The following is a 15,550-nucleotide window of genomic DNA, read 5'->3' as shown; positions in this document are numbered from 1 at the left end:
CTTCATCAAAATATTTTATCATTAAATAACTGGTATACAGATAGTTGAAAATTAATTTCAAAATTTGTTTATCTTCAGGCAACTATATTTTCTTCTTCGGCGTCTATGCTAATAGAAGACCAAACCAATATTTTGAAAATAATACCTTTTTATAAAAACGAGAAGCAGCTTATTAAAAAAGCAACATCGGGTAACCGCGATGCACAAGAGGGTTTATATAAAAAACATGCTCCAAAAATGTTGAGTGTCTGTCGTCAGTACATAAAGGACATTCATTTTGCCGAGGATGTTATGGTGCAAGGTTTTCTGAAAATGTTCAATAAGTTAGATACGTTTAAGTTTGAAGGAAGTTTTGAAGGATGGTTGCGGCGGATAATGATTAGGGAAAGTATATCCTATTTAAGAAAACAACAGTTTGTAGTGTATGATGATGAGGTGTACGAGAAGAACCAATCTGATGAAATTTCTCAAAGTACGGATCTCGATACCGAGCATATACAACAATTGATTGATGCTTTACCGCAAGGTTATAAAATGGTTTTTGTAATGTATACCGTGGAAGGGTATAAGCATAAAGAAATTGCGGAAATGTTGTTGATTACCGAGAGTACTTCAAAAACACAATTGTTAAAAGCTCGAAAATTGCTTCAAGAGCAGTTAAGGCAACAAAATATAATAGGGTATGGAAACCGATAAATTTGAAAAACATATAAAAACCAAGTTTCAGGAGCGTGAGATTAATCCGTCAGAGAATGCTTGGGCAAAAATTTCACCAGAATTAAATGATGAGGCTTCTAAAAAGAAACCTGTGTATGTATGGTTCGGTATTGCGGCAAGTATTGTGGTATTAATTGGTGTTACACTCTTTTATTTTAATTCTAATGATGCTATCAATAATGTGCCAGCAGAAATTGTAGACACGGAAAAAGGAGAAAGGTTAGAAAAATTAATTACTAAAGAGCCGGTGTATTTTAAAGAGGAAGAGGAAGTTGTTTTCAAAACAGATACAAAACCTGAAATACTGGCAGTTGAAAATACTGAAAATAATATGCCTGCCAATCAAGAAAATAACACTTTAGATGATGGTGTTGAAGTAGCATTTGTTGAGTACGAGTCAAAGGATCACTCTCATTCTAAATTAGAAGTGTCAGATGAAATTATTAATTCTAAAGTAGCGGACATTGTTGCTCAGGTTGGTGTTTTAGAGCAATTCAGTGCAGTAACGGATGCCGAGGTAGATTCGTTATTGAAACGAGCTCAAGATGAAATTTTAAGAGATAAAATATTTAACAAAGATAAAACTGTCGATGCTATGGCTTTGTTGACAGAGGTGGAAGAAGAACTTGATCAATCTTTCCGAGACCAAATATTTAATTCGTTAAAAGCCGGTTTTATAAAAGTGCGTACTGCAGTGGCAGACCGCAATAATTAATCAAACACAAATCGTTTTATTCTTTTCTCTATAAAATACTATAGGGACAGGGTGCGGAGTTTATTCATCAAAAAAACAAAATTGAAATGAAAACAATTACAACGTATTTTTTAGCACTGCTAACACTATTTATGATGCAAAACTTAATGGCACAAGAAGATTATGAAAAGAGAATTGAAACCTTAAGGGAGCAAAAAGTTAAAATTACTCGGCAAGAAAAGGAGGCTTTAAAATATGAAGTTGAAAACATAAATGAAAGACTTGAAAACGGAAGTATTACGACAGACGAGGCAAATTTACAAAAACAAGAGGCTGCAGAAAAAAGGGCCTTGAATATTGAAAATAGAATTACAATCATAGAGAATCAAATAAATCTTCTAGAACGAAATAAGGGTAAGGCATTAGTTCTAATTGAGTTTGATACGATTTCAGATAAAGGTCTTCGTTTGGGTGTAGATATTAATGGGAAACCTGCTGTATTGTTCAAATCCATGAATTGGAAAAATGAAATAAGGTATGATAGAAGAACGTATTCAGATTTTGTAATGGCGGTAGGTCTAAATAATGCCATTGTAGAAGGTCAATCTTTAAATGATTCTCCTTATAAAATAGGAGGGAGTAGATTTTTTGAAATGGGCTGGCAATGGAGAACCCGAGTATTTAAAAATTCAAATTTTATGCGATTAAATTACGGTTTTTCGTTTCAATTTAATGGCTTAAAACCTAAGGATAATCAGTATTTGGTGTCGCTAGAAAACGGACAATCAGAACTTCAAGAGTTCGATTATGAGTTAGATAAGTCAAAATTTAGAATGGATAACCTAGTTTTTCCAATGCATTTTGAGTTTGGACCCTCAAAACAAAATACAACAGAGAAAACTATGAGATACTCTTTAAAGAATCAGTTTAGGATAGGAATAGGTGGTTATGGCGGTTTTAATTTAGGAACACGTCAAAAATTGAAATACAACCTTGACGGTGATAATGTTAAAGACAAGTTGAAACGTAGTTATAATACAAATGATTTAATCTATGGTCTAAGTGCCTATGCCGGTTTTGATGGAGTGCTTTTGTATGTAAAATATGATTTGAACCCTATATTTAAAGATGCTGCTGTAGATCAGCATAATGTTTCATTAGGACTACGATTCGATTTGTAATATAAAAATAGTCATCAATTGATTTAGCTGTTGTAATGTGGTTTTAAATAACCCATTACGGCAGCTAATTTTTTATTTAGGTAATTCAGAATTCATTTCTTCAGTAAACTCATTTTCATAGAAACCTCCTTTACAATGACTACATTCTGCAATAGTAGTTTTAGAAATTTTAAAGAGCTTAATCCAAAATAAATGGAAATAGTTTTTAGTAGCTACAGCCGTTAATGTACCTTTTTGTTGGCAATAAGGGCATGTGGCATGTAAAAGCTGTGCGGTTTCTGGTTTTCCAGGTCGTGTTCCAAAGAAAAGAATCATATTTATAATTACTTTTGATGTTCTAATTTACGTAAAAATATTTCCCTCTTATGGAGGGACTAAGGGAAGAATATGATTTCAAAAATTACCGTAGATCAAGTTTATGAAACTGCTCGTTTAGAGGAGGTAATTGGTGATTTTGTACAGTTAAAGAAATCCGGTTCTAACTTCAAAGGCTTAAGTCCGTTTACAGATGAGCGTTCGCCTAGTTTTATGGTATCGCCGGTTAAGCAAATTTGGAAAGATTTTAGTAGTGGAAAGGGAGGAAATGTGGTGGCTTTTTTAATGGAGCATGAGCATTTTACTTATCCGGAGGCTATAAAATATTTGGCCAAAAAATATAATATTGAAGTAGAGGAAACGGAACAATCCAATGAGCAAAAAGAACAAGCCAATGAACGCGAAAGCATGTATTTGGTTTCTGAATTTGCACAAACGCATTTTAAAGAAATGCTCTGGAATACGGAGCTCGGTAAGGCTATTGGACTCAGTTATTTTAAAGAACGTGGTTTTACCGATGAAACCATTAAGAAATTTGAGTTAGGGTATTGCCTAGATCAGTGGGATGGTTTTACAACAGCGGCGCTAGACAAAGGCTACAAATTAGAATACCTTGAAAAAACCGGATTATCTATCGTAAAAGATGATCCAAACAATCCTAATAGTTCAAGAAAATTTGACCGTTTTAAGGGTCGTGTAATGTTTCCTATACATTCATTAAGTGGTCGTGTACTAGGTTTTGGTGGTCGTATTTTAACGAACGATAAAAAGGCAGCTAAATACCTTAATTCACCAGAAAGTGATATCTACCATAAAAGTAAGGTGTTATATGGTATTTCCTATGCTAAGCAAGCAATAGCAAAAGAAGATAATTGTTATTTGGTTGAAGGGTATACTGATGTTATCCAGTTTGCACAAAGAGGAATTGAAAACGTAGTATCATCTAGTGGTACGGCTTTAACAGCAGAGCAAATTCGATTAATAAATAGATTGACCAAAAATATAACGGTATTGTTTGATGGTGATGCGGCGGGTTTACGTGCATCACTTCGTGGTATCGATTTAATTTTGGAGCAGGGTATGAATGTGCGCGTATGTACATTTCCTGAAGGTGAAGATCCCGATAGTTTTGCAAAGTATAATGAATTAGAAGAAATTACCGCTTATTTAGCAAAAAATTCTAAGGATTTTATTCAGTTTAAGGCATCGTTACTAGTTAAAGAAGCAAATAACGACCCTATAAAAAGGGCAGATACCGTACGAGATATCGTTAATAGTATTGCAAAAATTCCTGATCGTATTCAAAAGGAAATCTATATTCAGGAGTGTGCTCAGATAATGAATATTTCGGAGTCGGTCTTGTTCAACACATTGGCTCAAATAGGTAAAAAAGACATTGCGGACGAAAGAAAACAACAAAAAGAGGAGCAAAAAGCTTTTAACGTTGTTCGTAACGAAGTTGAGCGAGAAAAGGTAGATGTGCAATATGTATTGGAACGTAAGATTATAGAATCATTAATGCTTTACGGTACAAATAAAGAAGAATTTGAAGACTTTATTCTTAAAGAGAATGAAGCTGGTGACTTAATATTGGAGCCAGAATCTTTAGAGATAAAGGTGTACGAGAAAATTTATTTAGATCTTCAGGAAGATGAAATTGAATTGGCAAATGAGGATTTTCGTAAAATGTACACCAAATTGATAGTGGCCTTGAACGAAGAAGAAGATTTTTCTATAACAAACTTTGTTAATGGTCTTGATCAAGATATGGGCAATCAAATTTCTTCTATTTTAATGGAAGAAGAGCGTTATAAGTTGGATAATTGGGAAAGCAAAGAAATTTACCCTAAGAAAAAAGAAGTAGGTGTTGCACAATTGGTAAGCGAAACTATTTTAACATTACGTTGTTTTCTAATTAAAAAAAGAATGGGCGCTTTACAGAAAACAACCGAAGAACCCAACCAAGATAATCGTGAAGCTTTAGAGGAAATAATGAACTATATTCAATTGAATAAGCTACTAAATCAAAAATTAAATAGAGTACTGTCATAATACTCAAAGATGGTTTAGAAAAATAAAAAAGACCTGCCATTGGCAGGTCTTTTTTTATAATATAAAAGTTGTAAGAATTTAATACAATTCCAAAGCTTTTGCTTGTTGTAATAAATCTACCATATTATCAACATTTAATTTTTTCATTAAACGCGCTTTATAGGTACTTACTGTTTTTTCATTTAGGTTTAAACCCAAAGCAACTTCTTTGTTACGTTTACCACTAGCTAAAAGTTTTAAAACTTCTATTTCTCTAGTAGATAGTCTTCTAAAGAACCTTCTAGGTTTTTTAGTACCTTCATCAAAAGCAAGACGTTGAGCTAACTCATTGGTAATAAACATGCTACCTTCACTTACTTTTTTAACTGCTGCTGTAATATATTCTACACCAGAAGATTTAGATAAATATCCAAAAGCACCAGCTCTAATAGCACTAAGGGCATATACATCTTCAGATTGACCGCTGTACATAAGTACTTTGACATCTGCATATTCTTTTTTGATCTTTCGTAATGCTGCTATTCCATTAATTTCTGGAATATCCATTTCTAGCATGACTACATCGGGGGTTGTGTCTTTGAGTTTTTCGAAAAGCTCTTCGGTGGTTGCCACCTCATCAATCAGTTCAAATCCCTCAGCGGATTCTAGAACTTTTTTCACTCCCATTCTTATAATGGGGTGATTATCCGCTATTAAAACTTTAATCATTAATTATTTGTTTTTATAGATTTTAAGAACCTATTACGTGTAAAAATACTACATGCAATGTAAGGCTTAAATTTCTAAATTAGACACCAAAGTTGCATTATTTTAATACTAACGAAGAATTTCGCACTTTATTTTCGACTTAATGCCTTGATTTTTAGTTGAATTGTCATTTAAGTGCCTTCGGAATCTTACAAATGGGTATAGGAAGCATCTTATGTTGGTTCATGGTATTTAGCCTGGTAAATATGGAGAAAACCTCTTTTTTTCTACCTTCAAAATCGGTAATGGTTTTACCCTCGTCTTTCATGGTCATAGCCCATTCTAGCTCGGGGTACGAGGCACCAATCTGGTCTTCATCCGTTCTGTCGTCTCCCCACAAACCGTCGGTTGGGGCAGCGCTTATAATTTCCTCATTTATTCCTAGAACTTTAGCAATGGCATAAACTTCGGTCTTCATTAAATCGGCAATGGGACTCAAATCTACTCCGCCATCACCATATTTAGTGTAAAATCCTACACCGAAGTCTTCTACTTTATTTCCTGTACCCGCTACCAAATAACGTTCAAGTGCGGCAAAATAGTAGAGACTTGTCATTCGTAATCTTGCTCTAGTATTTGCTAAAGACATAAAACGATCTTCTTCATTTTCAACAGCGGGTAAAGCAGCTACTAAACTGTCGAACACAGGAGTTAAATTTACAGGCTGTCTTTTTATGTTTTTGAAATTGGCTTGTAACCACTCTATATGTCTTGACGCTCGGTCAGATTGATTTGGAGCTTGGTGTATTGGCATTTCTAAACACATAAGGTCTAGGCCAGTTTTTGCACATAGGGTAGAAGTAACGGCAGAATCTATTCCGCCAGATATACCAATAACAAATCCTTTTTGTTTTGCATTAGTAGCATAGTCCTTTAACCATTTAACAATGTGGTCAATTACTTTTTCCGTTTGCATACCGCTCTCATTATTTAGTAAAATCAATTAACTTTGCTATAAAAATAAGTTGTACACCGTGAATAATAAAATGTATTGTGTAATACTTGGCAGGGTAAAACCAATTTTTATACTATTATCAGTTTTTCTAGTACTTTTTAGCTGTAATGACAGTGATAAAGTTGCTCAGGAGATAGCAGCTGTGCCAATAGATTTAAATATTTCGAGATTTGATCGTGAGTTTGCTTCGGCAGGGGCAGAAGGTTTGCCAGTGCTCCGTAAAAAATATCCTTATCTTTTTCCGGCCCCGGATAGTGTGTGGGTAGCGAAAATGCAAGATTCTCTTCAAATAGAATTATTTCAAGAGGTAGGGAACACGTTTCAAAGTTTTGAAGATGAGAAAGAAAGTATAATTCAACTTTTTAAGCACATAAAATATTATTTTCCAGAATATACGGTGCCAAAGATTATTACGGTAACTAATGATGTGGACTATAACAATAGAATTATATTGGCCGATAGTATATTGTTTGTAAGTCTGGATAATTACTTGGGTGCCGAGCATAAATATTATGGAGGATTTCAACGCTATATAGCAAAATCGTTAGACCGTAATTATTTGGTTAGCGATATTGCTAGTGCTTTTGCAAAACAAGTAGTGCCAAGACCAAGAGATCGTACTTTTCTTGCTAGAATGATTTATTTTGGGAAGGAATTGTATTTAAAAGACCTGTTCATGCCTAACGCCAATGATGGTAAAAGAATTGGGTATTCGCAAGATGAGATGGATTGGGCTATTGCAAATGAAGAGCCTATGTGGCGAAATTTTATAGAAAACGAATATTTATACAGTACAGATAATAAATTGAATCAGCGATTTTTAGAACCTGCTCCGTTTTCTAAATTCGGATTAGAGCTAGATAATGAATCACCTGGTAGGTTAGGTCGTTACGTTGGGTGGCAAATTGTACGTGCTTTTATGGAGAATAATGATGTGGACATAAAGCAATTAATGACAATGCCCGCCGATGAAATTTTTAAAAAATCAAATTACAAACCTCGAAATTAAATGGCAGATTTACATACTTCAGAAATTACCTTGCGTGTAGGATTAGATGAAAATAGAATTCCTGAATCATTAAACTGGTCTGCACAAGACGGCGGTATTGAAAATGAGGAAGCAAAGGCAATGTTATTATCCGTTTGGGATAGTAAAAATCAAGAGTCTTTAAAAATTGACCTTTGGACAAAAGACATGCCTGTAGATGAAATGAAAACTTTTTTTCATCAGACATTGGTTTCTTTATCCGACACATTTTTAAAGGCTACCCAAGACGAAAAAATGACGGCTACCATGAAAGATTTCTGTGATTATTTCGCGGAAAACCTAAATTTAAAAAAGTAGTTTTTAATTTCTAGGCTCTTTTTGGCTTTAGAGTTCCTTTTACTTTTTTGATCCAGTAGATGATATAGGCGGTTCCTAAAACGGTTGGAAGCATCCATGCCCATAGGTTATCGTATTTTATTCCAGCGACTAAAAAAGCGGTTATGGAGGCTATGAGTGCACCTAACATTCTGCTTAAATGTGTAATTAACCAAAGTTTTCTGTTTTCTAATGTGGTTTTAAATAATTTGTAATCACCATAGGGCAAGAATATTCCAAATGCTCCAAAGAATATAAATAGGATGCTCTGCGAATAGCCATTTACGAGTCCGTTTATTCCAAAACCGATCATTAGTAGGCCGCTAATTACCATAGTGCCAGAAATTAGTTTGTCAACCAAATTAGCTTCTGTTTTTTTTATGGATTTAAAAGTGAGCGCTCTATTGCCAGCCAAAACCATGTAAATGGTAAATATGCCAATTAAAAATAAAAAGTTATTAATGTGATTTGGCATACGGGCAACCACCAAGGATATAGCGGAACTAATGATCATGGACCAGGTAAACCATTTTCCTAATTGTTTGTGTTTTATGTTTCCTTTTTTTACGATAATACTTGCAATACCGGTAACTAGTCCTATTCCACCAAAAAAGGCATGAATATAAATGAAGATGCTAATAATGTTTTCCATGGTCGGTTGGTTTTATTTTACTCAAAGATGGAGTAATAACACACAACAAATTAAACAATATTCCTCAATTGTAGATTTTGAATGATGAGTTGTGTTTTGTGTTAAGTAGTATTAAGTAGACGGTAAGAAGTGCAAAGTTGGAAGTACAAGGTAAGAAGTACGAAGCACCAAATCAAAAGTTAATTCGAACGCCTTAATACTTAATACAAAAAAGGCGAAGCGTTTAATTAACCGTCAACGAACAACTACTTCCTAATTTTCCTCGGTTTACAGGCTTTACAAAAATCGGAAAGTGTATTTATTTCATCAATAACTTTATCGTGTTCCTTTTGTAGTAATTCGGTGTCTTTTCCAAAATCGGTAGCTTTAAAGACTTGGGCACTTACCATGTTCATTTCTTCTTGCAATTCATTAAAAATAGGCTGAAATAAACCGGAATCGCTAAACGCACCTTTTTCCTCATAAATCTTCTTACGAATTTTTCTGGTATACAATTCAACCAAATCAAAATCATAACGACCAAATTGTACCAGTTGCATTGCGGTTATACTATCTGGAGCAATTAAAACAGCTAATTTTTTTTGAAATACGGCTTTGACTTTATCATTAAAATTCTTGGTGAACATAAATGACACGGAATTCATGTTAAAACTCAAGTCTATTTTTGCTCCGGAATAGATAGAATAGAAGGTAAGCTCCGAATTAATTTCCGATTCCGGAGATTGATAATCTTCTACTTGTAGAATAAAATCTGAATTCCATTCTATGGGTTCTTGCCCAAAAATGAATGAACCAGAAAATAGGATGAAAAGGAAAAAAGAATATTTTTTCAAGTAAAGTGGTGTTTAATTAAATATAAATGTACGAAGAAAAATACCTCAACTAAATAATGATGTTATCCCAATCAACAACATCGTTATGGGAGTGGGTAAAGCCAATTGCGCGTTCCTTGGCAATAGTTTCAATAGCTCTATAGGCTGCTACGTATGTTTTTCGCCATTCTTTGGATTCATTTCCTGCAGACCCATGTACAATACGTTCGTCATGTATGGTAATACTACCTCTTTTTACAGGTAGGTATACAATTTTATCATCTTGGCGTTCTTCAATCACCAATGTATGGCTTTCATCTCTAGAAACACCACTATTCTTTTTATCGCCACTATACGATTTTGGAAAATGTTTGCGTAGTTCGGATTCTTTATTAGTGCCGGGTAACACTTGTAGGCATCCATTTATGAGGTCAGAGTCCGTAAGTGCTAAAGAAAATGTTGCTGTCCAGGTATTTTCGGTTTTTGGCCAATATCCCAAGTCTTGGTGCATGGCGAATTCTGCTCCTTTTTTGCTTGGTTTTTTAGCCAAAAATTGCTCGTAGTCCATGGCCGTTTGTCCATCTTGGTATAACTGGTCCGCTATGTGTTGTGTAATTTTATGGTAAATGTTATCTGCTAATTCGTTTCTATAGGTGCTTGGAAGCATCGCATTAACCAGTTGAAAATCTTCCATAGGTGTACCGTAGGGTTGAGACATGTCGCAGAAATCTTTTTTCATATTTTCAGCTTCTTTGCCTAATACAAAATGATCAAACCAAGGGTCTAAAAACTGCATCTCTTCTTCAGTTAAAACATCGTTTAATACAATGTAGCCAAGGTCGTGGAATTGTTCAATTTCTTCTTTAGTGATAAGATAATTATTGCCCACCCTACGTTGGCTTCCAGAATTAGGATTAGTAATGCGTTCCATGAGATATAGATTTTAAGTTGAGGACACTTAAGATACGCAATTAATATATTTTTAGAAATGAGAAATTATAATTTAGCAATCAAAATAGGCACAATTATAATTTAAACTCCGTTTCATTAGACCCAGAATCAAAAATTGCCGGGTAGTGTTCACGTGCATTTTGTGCCATAAAGGCAACGGGTACATCTTCAAAATGGCCGTAGTCCTCTAAGTATTCCATAAATTGACTTCCTTCATGGTTGAATTCTTGCAAAATAGCATCGTTTTCACCATCAAAATCTAAAGGTGCTACATTTAGCATAGTGCATAAGGAGGCATTAAATGTAGGTGATATTTTTAGCCATTTATCATTAAGGAGCACATCAACCATACCATGTGGTGTTAATTCGTTCGAGCCAAATTTTTCAATAAGGCGTTCTACGCCAATATGGTTTTTTACTTTCGCAAGATGAATACGTGCGGGTATTTCCATGGCTCGTAGACTGGCAATTAGGACTATAGATTTATCAATGCAGTGTCCTTTTGACCTTTTCGCAATTTCGCTAGCGCGGTATTTTTCTTTAGAAAAGCTTAGACTGTATGGGTCGTAGCGCCAAGTATCGCGCACTTTTGTATATAGCTGTTTGGCAATTTCCTTTTTAGACAGCAAAGTGTTTTTGTATTCTAAAATAAAGGCTTGAATCTCATCACTTTCATAATCGTAAAAATAGGTAGAAGCGAGATAATCCATAAATCTAAAATTTTGACGAAATTAATTCAAGCTCAATTTACGAAATAATTTAGGCATGCTAGCTTCGTCAATGGCGGACATTTCAATAAGGTCTAATGATTTTACCATATTAGCAGTACTTGTTTTGTACTCAATAAAATGCGGACTTTTTAAGTGCGATTCGTAAGCGGCTTTATCAGCATATATTTCTAACAAGCGAATTTCATTAGGACGCTCTTTTTCGAACATGGGGTAAATACAAATAACACCGGGCTCTAACCGTACAGATGCTTCCGACTCAATTTTTAAAATTTCAAGGTACTCCTTTAAAAATGCCGGCTCAATTTCTATAGCAGCAATTCTTATCATCATATTTTCTGAATTAAAAGGGGTTGCTGTAGTTGCATTTTGGTTGCAGGAATGAAATAGTAGTATGAAAAGGAGGCTTATGCAGATTTTGAGAATAGATTTTATTTTAATTTTCATTAGAGGATATTATCAAAATTCTTAATTAAACTGCGATTTTCGTATTCAAAAGAGCAATAAGGCTATTGGTTTTTTGAACATCGCAGTGTATTTGGATTAACTCTATGGTTTTGTTATTAGTCACTATAATAAGTTTTTTTTTGTCTTTATAAAGCTCGCTACTACTTTCGAGTAGTGCAGAGACAATAAATCCAAAAGCGGTAACAAACCAGTTAATCTTTTTCTCAATTAAATAAATAGATTTTAAATCGTTGTATAAATACGTGCCAGAAACTGATTGGTCTCCGTTGTCTTGAATCTTAAAATCCTCTGTTAATAAATGAAATTCCAGCTTAGGCTTATCTCGTAAAAGAAATAAATTATCTGTCATAGCGGATTTGTATAAAAATATGGTAGATTATTTTCTACATCCCTAAGATACAAAACCTAGCAGTGAAACTAAAATAGCATATGCTGTTTGCTATGAGCAAAAATTAAAAAAATACTGAGAACCGCTACTGTCAGCTGAAGACTGATACTGCCGACTGATACTGAAAACTGAGCACTAATAAACTAGCTTTTATATTCCTCGGGTCTATAATGCATTACCATACCAAACTGTCCTGCCGCCATTCTACCCGCACTTTCCTTTGCTCTCATGGCTAATTCACCAGTGTAGAGTTCATCAATAGTTTCAAACCACAGTTGTAACCAAGTTTCAAAATGGTTTTCGGACATAGTGTGTTTCAAACTTTTGTCTACATTAATATGTTTGGTAGTGGGGCTACCTTTAAACTTTGCAATACCAAAAAGGTTGGTTTCCCAAAAATCAGTCAGTTTATCTAAGTGTGCAGGCCATTCGTCATTGGTTATATGGCTATTAAAAATAGGGCCCAACATATCGTTTTGCCGTATTTTATCATAAAAAGTATGTACCAATAGGCTAACATCTTCTCTATTTGTAATTTCGGACATAGACTTGTATTAAGAGTTTTCTACAACTTTAACAACGCGTTCAGCAGTATCTAACTTGGAAAGCGTTAAACGAACAATACTATCATCTTTTGCAGATAGGTCGTGCGGAACATTACTGTCCAATGTAATAATATCTCCTGCTTTTAAAGAGTGAATAGCACCTTCGGCACCAAAGTCTATTTTCCCCTGTATCATGTGTATAATAATAGGGAAGGGTGCTTTGTGTTCTTTCATCACCTGACCTTTTTTAAGGAGAATACGTATTTCTTTAGAGAAGGTAGTTTCTAAAAGGACTTGGGTTACAATTTTTTGGTCGTTAAAATTAGGACTATCAGTAAAAGATATGATGTTCATAGAAATGTTTTTACAAGAATACAACACAGCTATGGCTTAAAATATGATACTTCTCATATAGTTACAACCATTCCGATTCAATACCCATGTGGTTTAATTCGTCGATAATAGTATCGGCAGCATAGCAAAGCGTAACTTTTTTAAGATTAGGAAAGTGCTTGGCATCGGCACAGCTTTTTATGTCCCAATACTCTTCAGAACCATTGCCGTGGGGTAATAAATTCAAGTAAATATCATTGCCGCCATCTTGGTAAATTTTGGTTACCAAAGGAGCAAGGCGTTTAGGAACAGGAAAATCTTTAAAATATTGGGTAACTTCAGCAATAGGCTCGTAACCTTCTTGGTCAATATCAATTTTTCGTTTGGTGTACCAATTAGCAAATTCGTTCACGTCAAATAGTGGTTGAAGCACTTCTTGTATGTACATCAGTTCTTGAATAACCGCCAGTTTAAAACCAAAATCCGAGAATTCAAGAAGTTCTTCATTGGTTGGTTTAAGCTGATATGTATCTGTCGCAATTTCCTTTTTTACATCAAGATTCACCATAAAAGCAATGGCGTAGGGTTGTTCTTCGCCTTTATAGATTAGTTTTCTAAGCACATAGTTATCAAACTTAATTCCGTCAAAATCATCAAAAAGAATATCCTTATTGTTTATGTTAATAGACCCCGAAAAATTATTTTTTGGAGAAAGTTCTAATTGATGTTTCTTAGAAAAAATAAGACTAAAACTATAAATATGACTGGAAGAGGCATAGTTGCAATAAACACCTTCCGCATCCCAGCAAAGTAAGGTAGACTTGGTCAGTTTTGTTTTGGAAGAACGGCTAGGTTCACCAAATAGTTCAACCAATTTTGCATGGTTCGTGGGGAATGTAACAGGCACGCCATTAATTGTCAACTGTTCCTCGGTGCCAATAATCGTAATAGATTTTGGCGGCTGCTTTTTAAATAAATTGAACATGGGTTATTTAAAAATAAGTCCGTTTTCATCGTCGAACTGAGCTTGTTCTTCGGGAGAAAGTTCATCGCGAATTACGCGAATCGTATACCCGCCAACCACTTTACCTTCGTCGTAGTACATCCAATCGCTAATATTACTTCGGTCTATAGAAATAGTATCGCCTAGTTTTACTTTTTGGGCATAAACAGGTTCGTTGGCAACAATACCCATAAAGTCGGTATCTACTAGTTGTATATCCTGTATCCAAATATGTTCAGTGCCTTCAATTGCTTCAAATTTTTGTTTAATGGCAAAGAATTCAAAGTTAGGATTATCACTTAGTAAGGCATCTTGAAACTCTTGGACCGAATTTTTAGCAGCTTCCATCGCCTGGTTCATTTTAGCATTGTCATCCTCTACATTGTAGACATCAGGTTCGCCATTACGCTCGGTTTTTGCACTAGTATTTTCTTTGCATGACGACAACATAAAAAGAAGGGAAACAAAGTAGATAAAGGTATTTTTCATGTATTATAATGTGATTTTATTAATCTATTTATGAGTTGGTTTTTTTCTTTATCATAAATCCAATACTAATAAGAAAGGCTATAAGGTAAACTGCAGATAAAGCAAGGTTGTCAACAGTCATGGTTTTAAAATCTATTTGTTTAAATAAAGCGGCTCCTACAATAATGACGATAATGACCGAAAAATAGTTGGGTACTAGTTTATATTTCATAAACGGAGTTGTTTGTAATTACATATTCAATACTACAACTATTTTTTAAGAGCAGTAATATTTTGCCTTGGTTTGATGAATACCAGCGTAGTAAAAAATAAAGTTGCCCCATAACTGAGATTTTAGATTCGTACATTTACGAAAGCCTCATGGGTTTGTGCGTAGAAAATTTACTTAGGGTTTTTCTTGTTACGTGGGTCTTGTTTAAGCACCTTGGCCGTCATACGATAAAAGGTAGGCGCATAGGAGTAAAACTCATGCGGTTGCTCAAAAAAGGTTTCTAGCGTAGTGGCAAATAGCTCCATTAAATTGGTACCGCCATAGTCCCTGAAAATTTTATAATTACCCTCACGTATCAGCGGTATTTTTTTGGCTGCCAACGCTTTCCATTCGTTAAGGTCGTTCTCGTTAAAAGTCCGTGCCAGGTACGACTTTTTAGCATTCTCAATAATTAAGCAATGGCTAAACTCATGTATGGCAATATTTAAACTATCGTCGGCAATGACGAAACCTTCTTCCACGGCAGGCCATGAGAAGTTTACACGTTGTGTAGCCGTATTTACATCACCATTATAAAAGACATTGCTGCCAGCATACGAATATGATGTAGGAGATACAAAAATGGTATTGAAAATAGTAAGGACATCTTGCGATAGCCCAAAGGTAATTTGTACAAAGGCACTAGAAATTACCAGTTTCATTTCTGTGGTTAACTCAAACCCTTCCTTAGCTTTAAAATCGGTGTTATTCAAGAAAAGGAGTGTTCTAACGACAAACGATTCTTGATGTTTTTCGGTTAGTCCAGCGTAATAGGTATTCCATTTGCTGAGGACCTCATGGCATTCTTGTTTGCTGCTTTTTTTAAGAAAAAGACTAACAACGGAGTATTTTATATTCAAGCGTTTATGTTGGTTGAATTTATAATTGGTATTTTAACAAATTATAA

The 15,550-nt window shown here is 34.6% G+C and carries 21 protein-coding genes; 6 read left to right on the top strand and 15 right to left on the bottom strand.

The annotated features are described in order from the left end of the window. Nucleotides 1–132 precede the first annotated feature (132 nt). From BTR34_RS04285 to BTR34_RS04275, 3 genes are all read left to right on the top strand, one after another. A complete protein-coding gene (locus BTR34_RS04285) occupies nt 133–696 on the top strand; it encodes an RNA polymerase sigma factor (protein ID WP_068482398.1) in 564 nt (187 codons plus the stop codon). After that, on the top strand, nt 683–1,432 hold the full coding sequence (locus tag BTR34_RS04280) for a hypothetical protein (RefSeq protein WP_068482139.1): 750 nt from the start codon (nt 683–685) through the stop codon (nt 1,430–1,432). Before BTR34_RS04285 ends, BTR34_RS04280 begins: the two co-directional genes overlap by 14 nt. A gap of 86 nt (nt 1,433–1,518) precedes the next feature. Then, entirely contained in the window at nt 1,519–2,592 is a 1,074-nt protein-coding gene (locus BTR34_RS04275) for a TolC family protein (RefSeq protein WP_068482141.1), read from the top strand. A 72-nt stretch (nt 2,593–2,664) separates the two neighbouring features. On the opposite strand, the gene BTR34_RS04270 is transcribed toward BTR34_RS04275, so the two are convergent. Beyond that, entirely contained in the window at nt 2,665–2,907 is a 243-nt protein-coding gene (locus BTR34_RS04270; RefSeq protein ID WP_068482144.1) for a zinc-ribbon domain-containing protein, read from the bottom strand. A 72-nt stretch (nt 2,908–2,979) separates the two neighbouring features. On the opposite strand from BTR34_RS04270, the gene dnaG reads away from it, so the two are divergent. Continuing rightward, entirely contained in the window at nt 2,980–4,959 is a 1,980-nt protein-coding gene (dnaG, locus tag BTR34_RS04265) for a DNA primase (RefSeq protein ID WP_068482147.1), read from the top strand. Nucleotides 4,960–5,037: 78 nt separating this feature from the next. On the opposite strand, the gene BTR34_RS04260 is transcribed toward dnaG, so the two are convergent. Then, nucleotides 5,038–5,667: a response regulator gene (locus tag BTR34_RS04260; RefSeq protein WP_068482151.1), complete on the bottom strand. Its 630-nt coding sequence runs from the start codon at nt 5,665–5,667 to the stop codon at nt 5,038–5,040. Between the two features lie 166 nt (nt 5,668–5,833). Further along, nucleotides 5,834–6,622, bottom strand: coding sequence for an NAD(+) synthase (gene nadE, locus BTR34_RS04255; RefSeq protein ID WP_068482153.1), 789 nt, complete (start codon nt 6,620–6,622; stop codon nt 5,834–5,836). 70 nt (nt 6,623–6,692) lie between these two features. Between nadE and gldB the strand changes: the two genes are divergently transcribed. Further along, nucleotides 6,693–7,670: a gliding motility lipoprotein GldB gene (gene gldB / locus BTR34_RS04250; protein WP_068482155.1), complete on the top strand. Its 978-nt coding sequence runs from the start codon at nt 6,693–6,695 to the stop codon at nt 7,668–7,670. Beyond that, nucleotides 7,671–8,006 (top strand): gliding motility protein GldC, encoded by a 336-nt coding sequence (gene gldC / locus BTR34_RS04245; RefSeq protein ID WP_068482158.1) that lies wholly within the window; start codon nt 7,671–7,673, stop codon nt 8,004–8,006. Nucleotides 8,007–8,016: 10 nt separating this feature from the next. On the opposite strand, the gene BTR34_RS04240 is transcribed toward gldC, so the two are convergent. The 12 genes from BTR34_RS04240 to BTR34_RS04185 all read right to left on the bottom strand — a co-directional run bounded on the left by BTR34_RS04240 (nt 8,017) and on the right by BTR34_RS04185 (nt 15,503). After that, nucleotides 8,017–8,676: a hypothetical protein gene (locus BTR34_RS04240; RefSeq protein WP_068482162.1), complete on the bottom strand. Its 660-nt coding sequence runs from the start codon at nt 8,674–8,676 to the stop codon at nt 8,017–8,019. A gap of 245 nt (nt 8,677–8,921) precedes the next feature. Continuing rightward, nucleotides 8,922–9,509, bottom strand: a complete 588-nt coding sequence (locus BTR34_RS04235; RefSeq protein ID WP_068482165.1) for a hypothetical protein — start codon at nt 9,507–9,509, stop codon at nt 8,922–8,924. A gap of 49 nt (nt 9,510–9,558) precedes the next feature. Next, nucleotides 9,559–10,419 carry a phytanoyl-CoA dioxygenase family protein gene (locus BTR34_RS04230; protein WP_068482168.1) on the bottom strand — a complete coding sequence of 287 codons (861 nt, stop codon included), beginning with the start codon at nt 10,417–10,419 and terminating at the stop codon, nt 9,559–9,561. A gap of 94 nt (nt 10,420–10,513) precedes the next feature. Next, entirely contained in the window at nt 10,514–11,149 is a 636-nt protein-coding gene (locus BTR34_RS04225; protein WP_068482171.1) for a transglutaminase-like domain-containing protein, read from the bottom strand. Nucleotides 11,150–11,170: 21 nt separating this feature from the next. Then, the gene (locus BTR34_RS04220) at nt 11,171–11,500 is read right to left on the bottom strand and encodes a putative quinol monooxygenase (RefSeq protein WP_082960110.1); all 330 of its coding nucleotides are present in this window, start codon (nt 11,498–11,500) and stop codon (nt 11,171–11,173) included. 139 nt (nt 11,501–11,639) lie between these two features. Further along, nucleotides 11,640–11,984, bottom strand: coding sequence for a hypothetical protein (locus tag BTR34_RS04215; RefSeq protein ID WP_068482178.1), 345 nt, complete (start codon nt 11,982–11,984; stop codon nt 11,640–11,642). Nucleotides 11,985–12,166: 182 nt separating this feature from the next. Then, nucleotides 12,167–12,568: a group III truncated hemoglobin gene (locus BTR34_RS04210; RefSeq protein WP_068482181.1), complete on the bottom strand. Its 402-nt coding sequence runs from the start codon at nt 12,566–12,568 to the stop codon at nt 12,167–12,169. 9 nt (nt 12,569–12,577) lie between these two features. After that, the gene (locus BTR34_RS04205) at nt 12,578–12,922 is read right to left on the bottom strand and encodes a cupin domain-containing protein (RefSeq protein WP_068482184.1); all 345 of its coding nucleotides are present in this window, start codon (nt 12,920–12,922) and stop codon (nt 12,578–12,580) included. 61 nt (nt 12,923–12,983) lie between these two features. Further along, the gene (locus BTR34_RS04200; RefSeq protein WP_068482187.1) at nt 12,984–13,886 is read right to left on the bottom strand and encodes a DUF6892 domain-containing protein; all 903 of its coding nucleotides are present in this window, start codon (nt 13,884–13,886) and stop codon (nt 12,984–12,986) included. A gap of 3 nt (nt 13,887–13,889) precedes the next feature. Then, nucleotides 13,890–14,393: a YegJ family protein gene (locus BTR34_RS04195; RefSeq protein WP_082960111.1), complete on the bottom strand. Its 504-nt coding sequence runs from the start codon at nt 14,391–14,393 to the stop codon at nt 13,890–13,892. Nucleotides 14,394–14,421: 28 nt separating this feature from the next. Beyond that, nucleotides 14,422–14,604 carry a hypothetical protein gene (locus tag BTR34_RS04190; RefSeq protein WP_068482192.1) on the bottom strand — a complete coding sequence of 61 codons (183 nt, stop codon included), beginning with the start codon at nt 14,602–14,604 and terminating at the stop codon, nt 14,422–14,424. A gap of 170 nt (nt 14,605–14,774) precedes the next feature. Further along, nucleotides 14,775–15,503, bottom strand: coding sequence for a zinc-dependent peptidase (locus BTR34_RS04185; RefSeq protein WP_082960112.1), 729 nt, complete (start codon nt 15,501–15,503; stop codon nt 14,775–14,777). Nucleotides 15,504–15,550 lie beyond the last annotated feature (47 nt).

This window comes from Maribacter hydrothermalis (genome assembly GCF_001913155.1).
Taxonomy (GTDB): domain Bacteria; phylum Bacteroidota; class Bacteroidia; order Flavobacteriales; family Flavobacteriaceae; genus Maribacter; species Maribacter hydrothermalis.
Note: the sequence above shows the minus strand (reverse complement) of the source record. Positions and strands in the feature narration are given on the sequence as shown.

Bases quoted from the DNA above. Each gene is read 5' to 3' on its own strand.
- BTR34_RS04280 (WP_068482139.1), top strand. From the start codon at position 683: ATGGAAACCGATAAATTTGAAAAACATATAAAAACCAAGTTTCAGGAG.
- BTR34_RS04270 (WP_068482144.1), bottom strand. From the start codon at position 2,907: ATGATTCTTTTCTTTGGAACACGACCTGGAAAACCAGAAACCGCACAG.
- BTR34_RS04200 (WP_068482187.1), bottom strand. From the start codon at position 13,886: ATGTTCAATTTATTTAAAAAGCAGCCGCCAAAATCTATTACGATTATT.
- BTR34_RS04205 (WP_068482184.1), bottom strand. From the start codon at position 12,922: ATGAACATCATATCTTTTACTGATAGTCCTAATTTTAACGACCAAAAA.
- BTR34_RS04275 (WP_068482141.1), top strand. From the start codon at position 1,519: ATGAAAACAATTACAACGTATTTTTTAGCACTGCTAACACTATTTATG.
- BTR34_RS04190 (WP_068482192.1), bottom strand. From the start codon at position 14,604: ATGAAATATAAACTAGTACCCAACTATTTTTCGGTCATTATCGTCATT.
- gldB (WP_068482155.1), top strand. From the start codon at position 6,693: ATGTATTGTGTAATACTTGGCAGGGTAAAACCAATTTTTATACTATTA.
- BTR34_RS04220 (WP_082960110.1), bottom strand. From the start codon at position 11,500: ATGATGATAAGAATTGCTGCTATAGAAATTGAGCCGGCATTTTTAAAG.
- BTR34_RS04240 (WP_068482162.1), bottom strand. From the start codon at position 8,676: ATGGAAAACATTATTAGCATCTTCATTTATATTCATGCCTTTTTTGGT.
- BTR34_RS04215 (WP_068482178.1), bottom strand. From the start codon at position 11,984: ATGACAGATAATTTATTTCTTTTACGAGATAAGCCTAAGCTGGAATTT.
- dnaG (WP_068482147.1), top strand. From the start codon at position 2,980: ATGATTTCAAAAATTACCGTAGATCAAGTTTATGAAACTGCTCGTTTA.
- BTR34_RS04230 (WP_068482168.1), bottom strand. From the start codon at position 10,419: ATGGAACGCATTACTAATCCTAATTCTGGAAGCCAACGTAGGGTGGGC.
- nadE (WP_068482153.1), bottom strand. From the start codon at position 6,622: ATGCAAACGGAAAAAGTAATTGACCACATTGTTAAATGGTTAAAGGAC.
- BTR34_RS04260 (WP_068482151.1), bottom strand. From the start codon at position 5,667: ATGATTAAAGTTTTAATAGCGGATAATCACCCCATTATAAGAATGGGA.
- BTR34_RS04225 (WP_068482171.1), bottom strand. From the start codon at position 11,149: ATGGATTATCTCGCTTCTACCTATTTTTACGATTATGAAAGTGATGAG.
- BTR34_RS04210 (WP_068482181.1), bottom strand. From the start codon at position 12,568: ATGTCCGAAATTACAAATAGAGAAGATGTTAGCCTATTGGTACATACT.
- gldC (WP_068482158.1), top strand. From the start codon at position 7,671: ATGGCAGATTTACATACTTCAGAAATTACCTTGCGTGTAGGATTAGAT.
- BTR34_RS04195 (WP_082960111.1), bottom strand. From the start codon at position 14,393: ATGAAAAATACCTTTATCTACTTTGTTTCCCTTCTTTTTATGTTGTCG.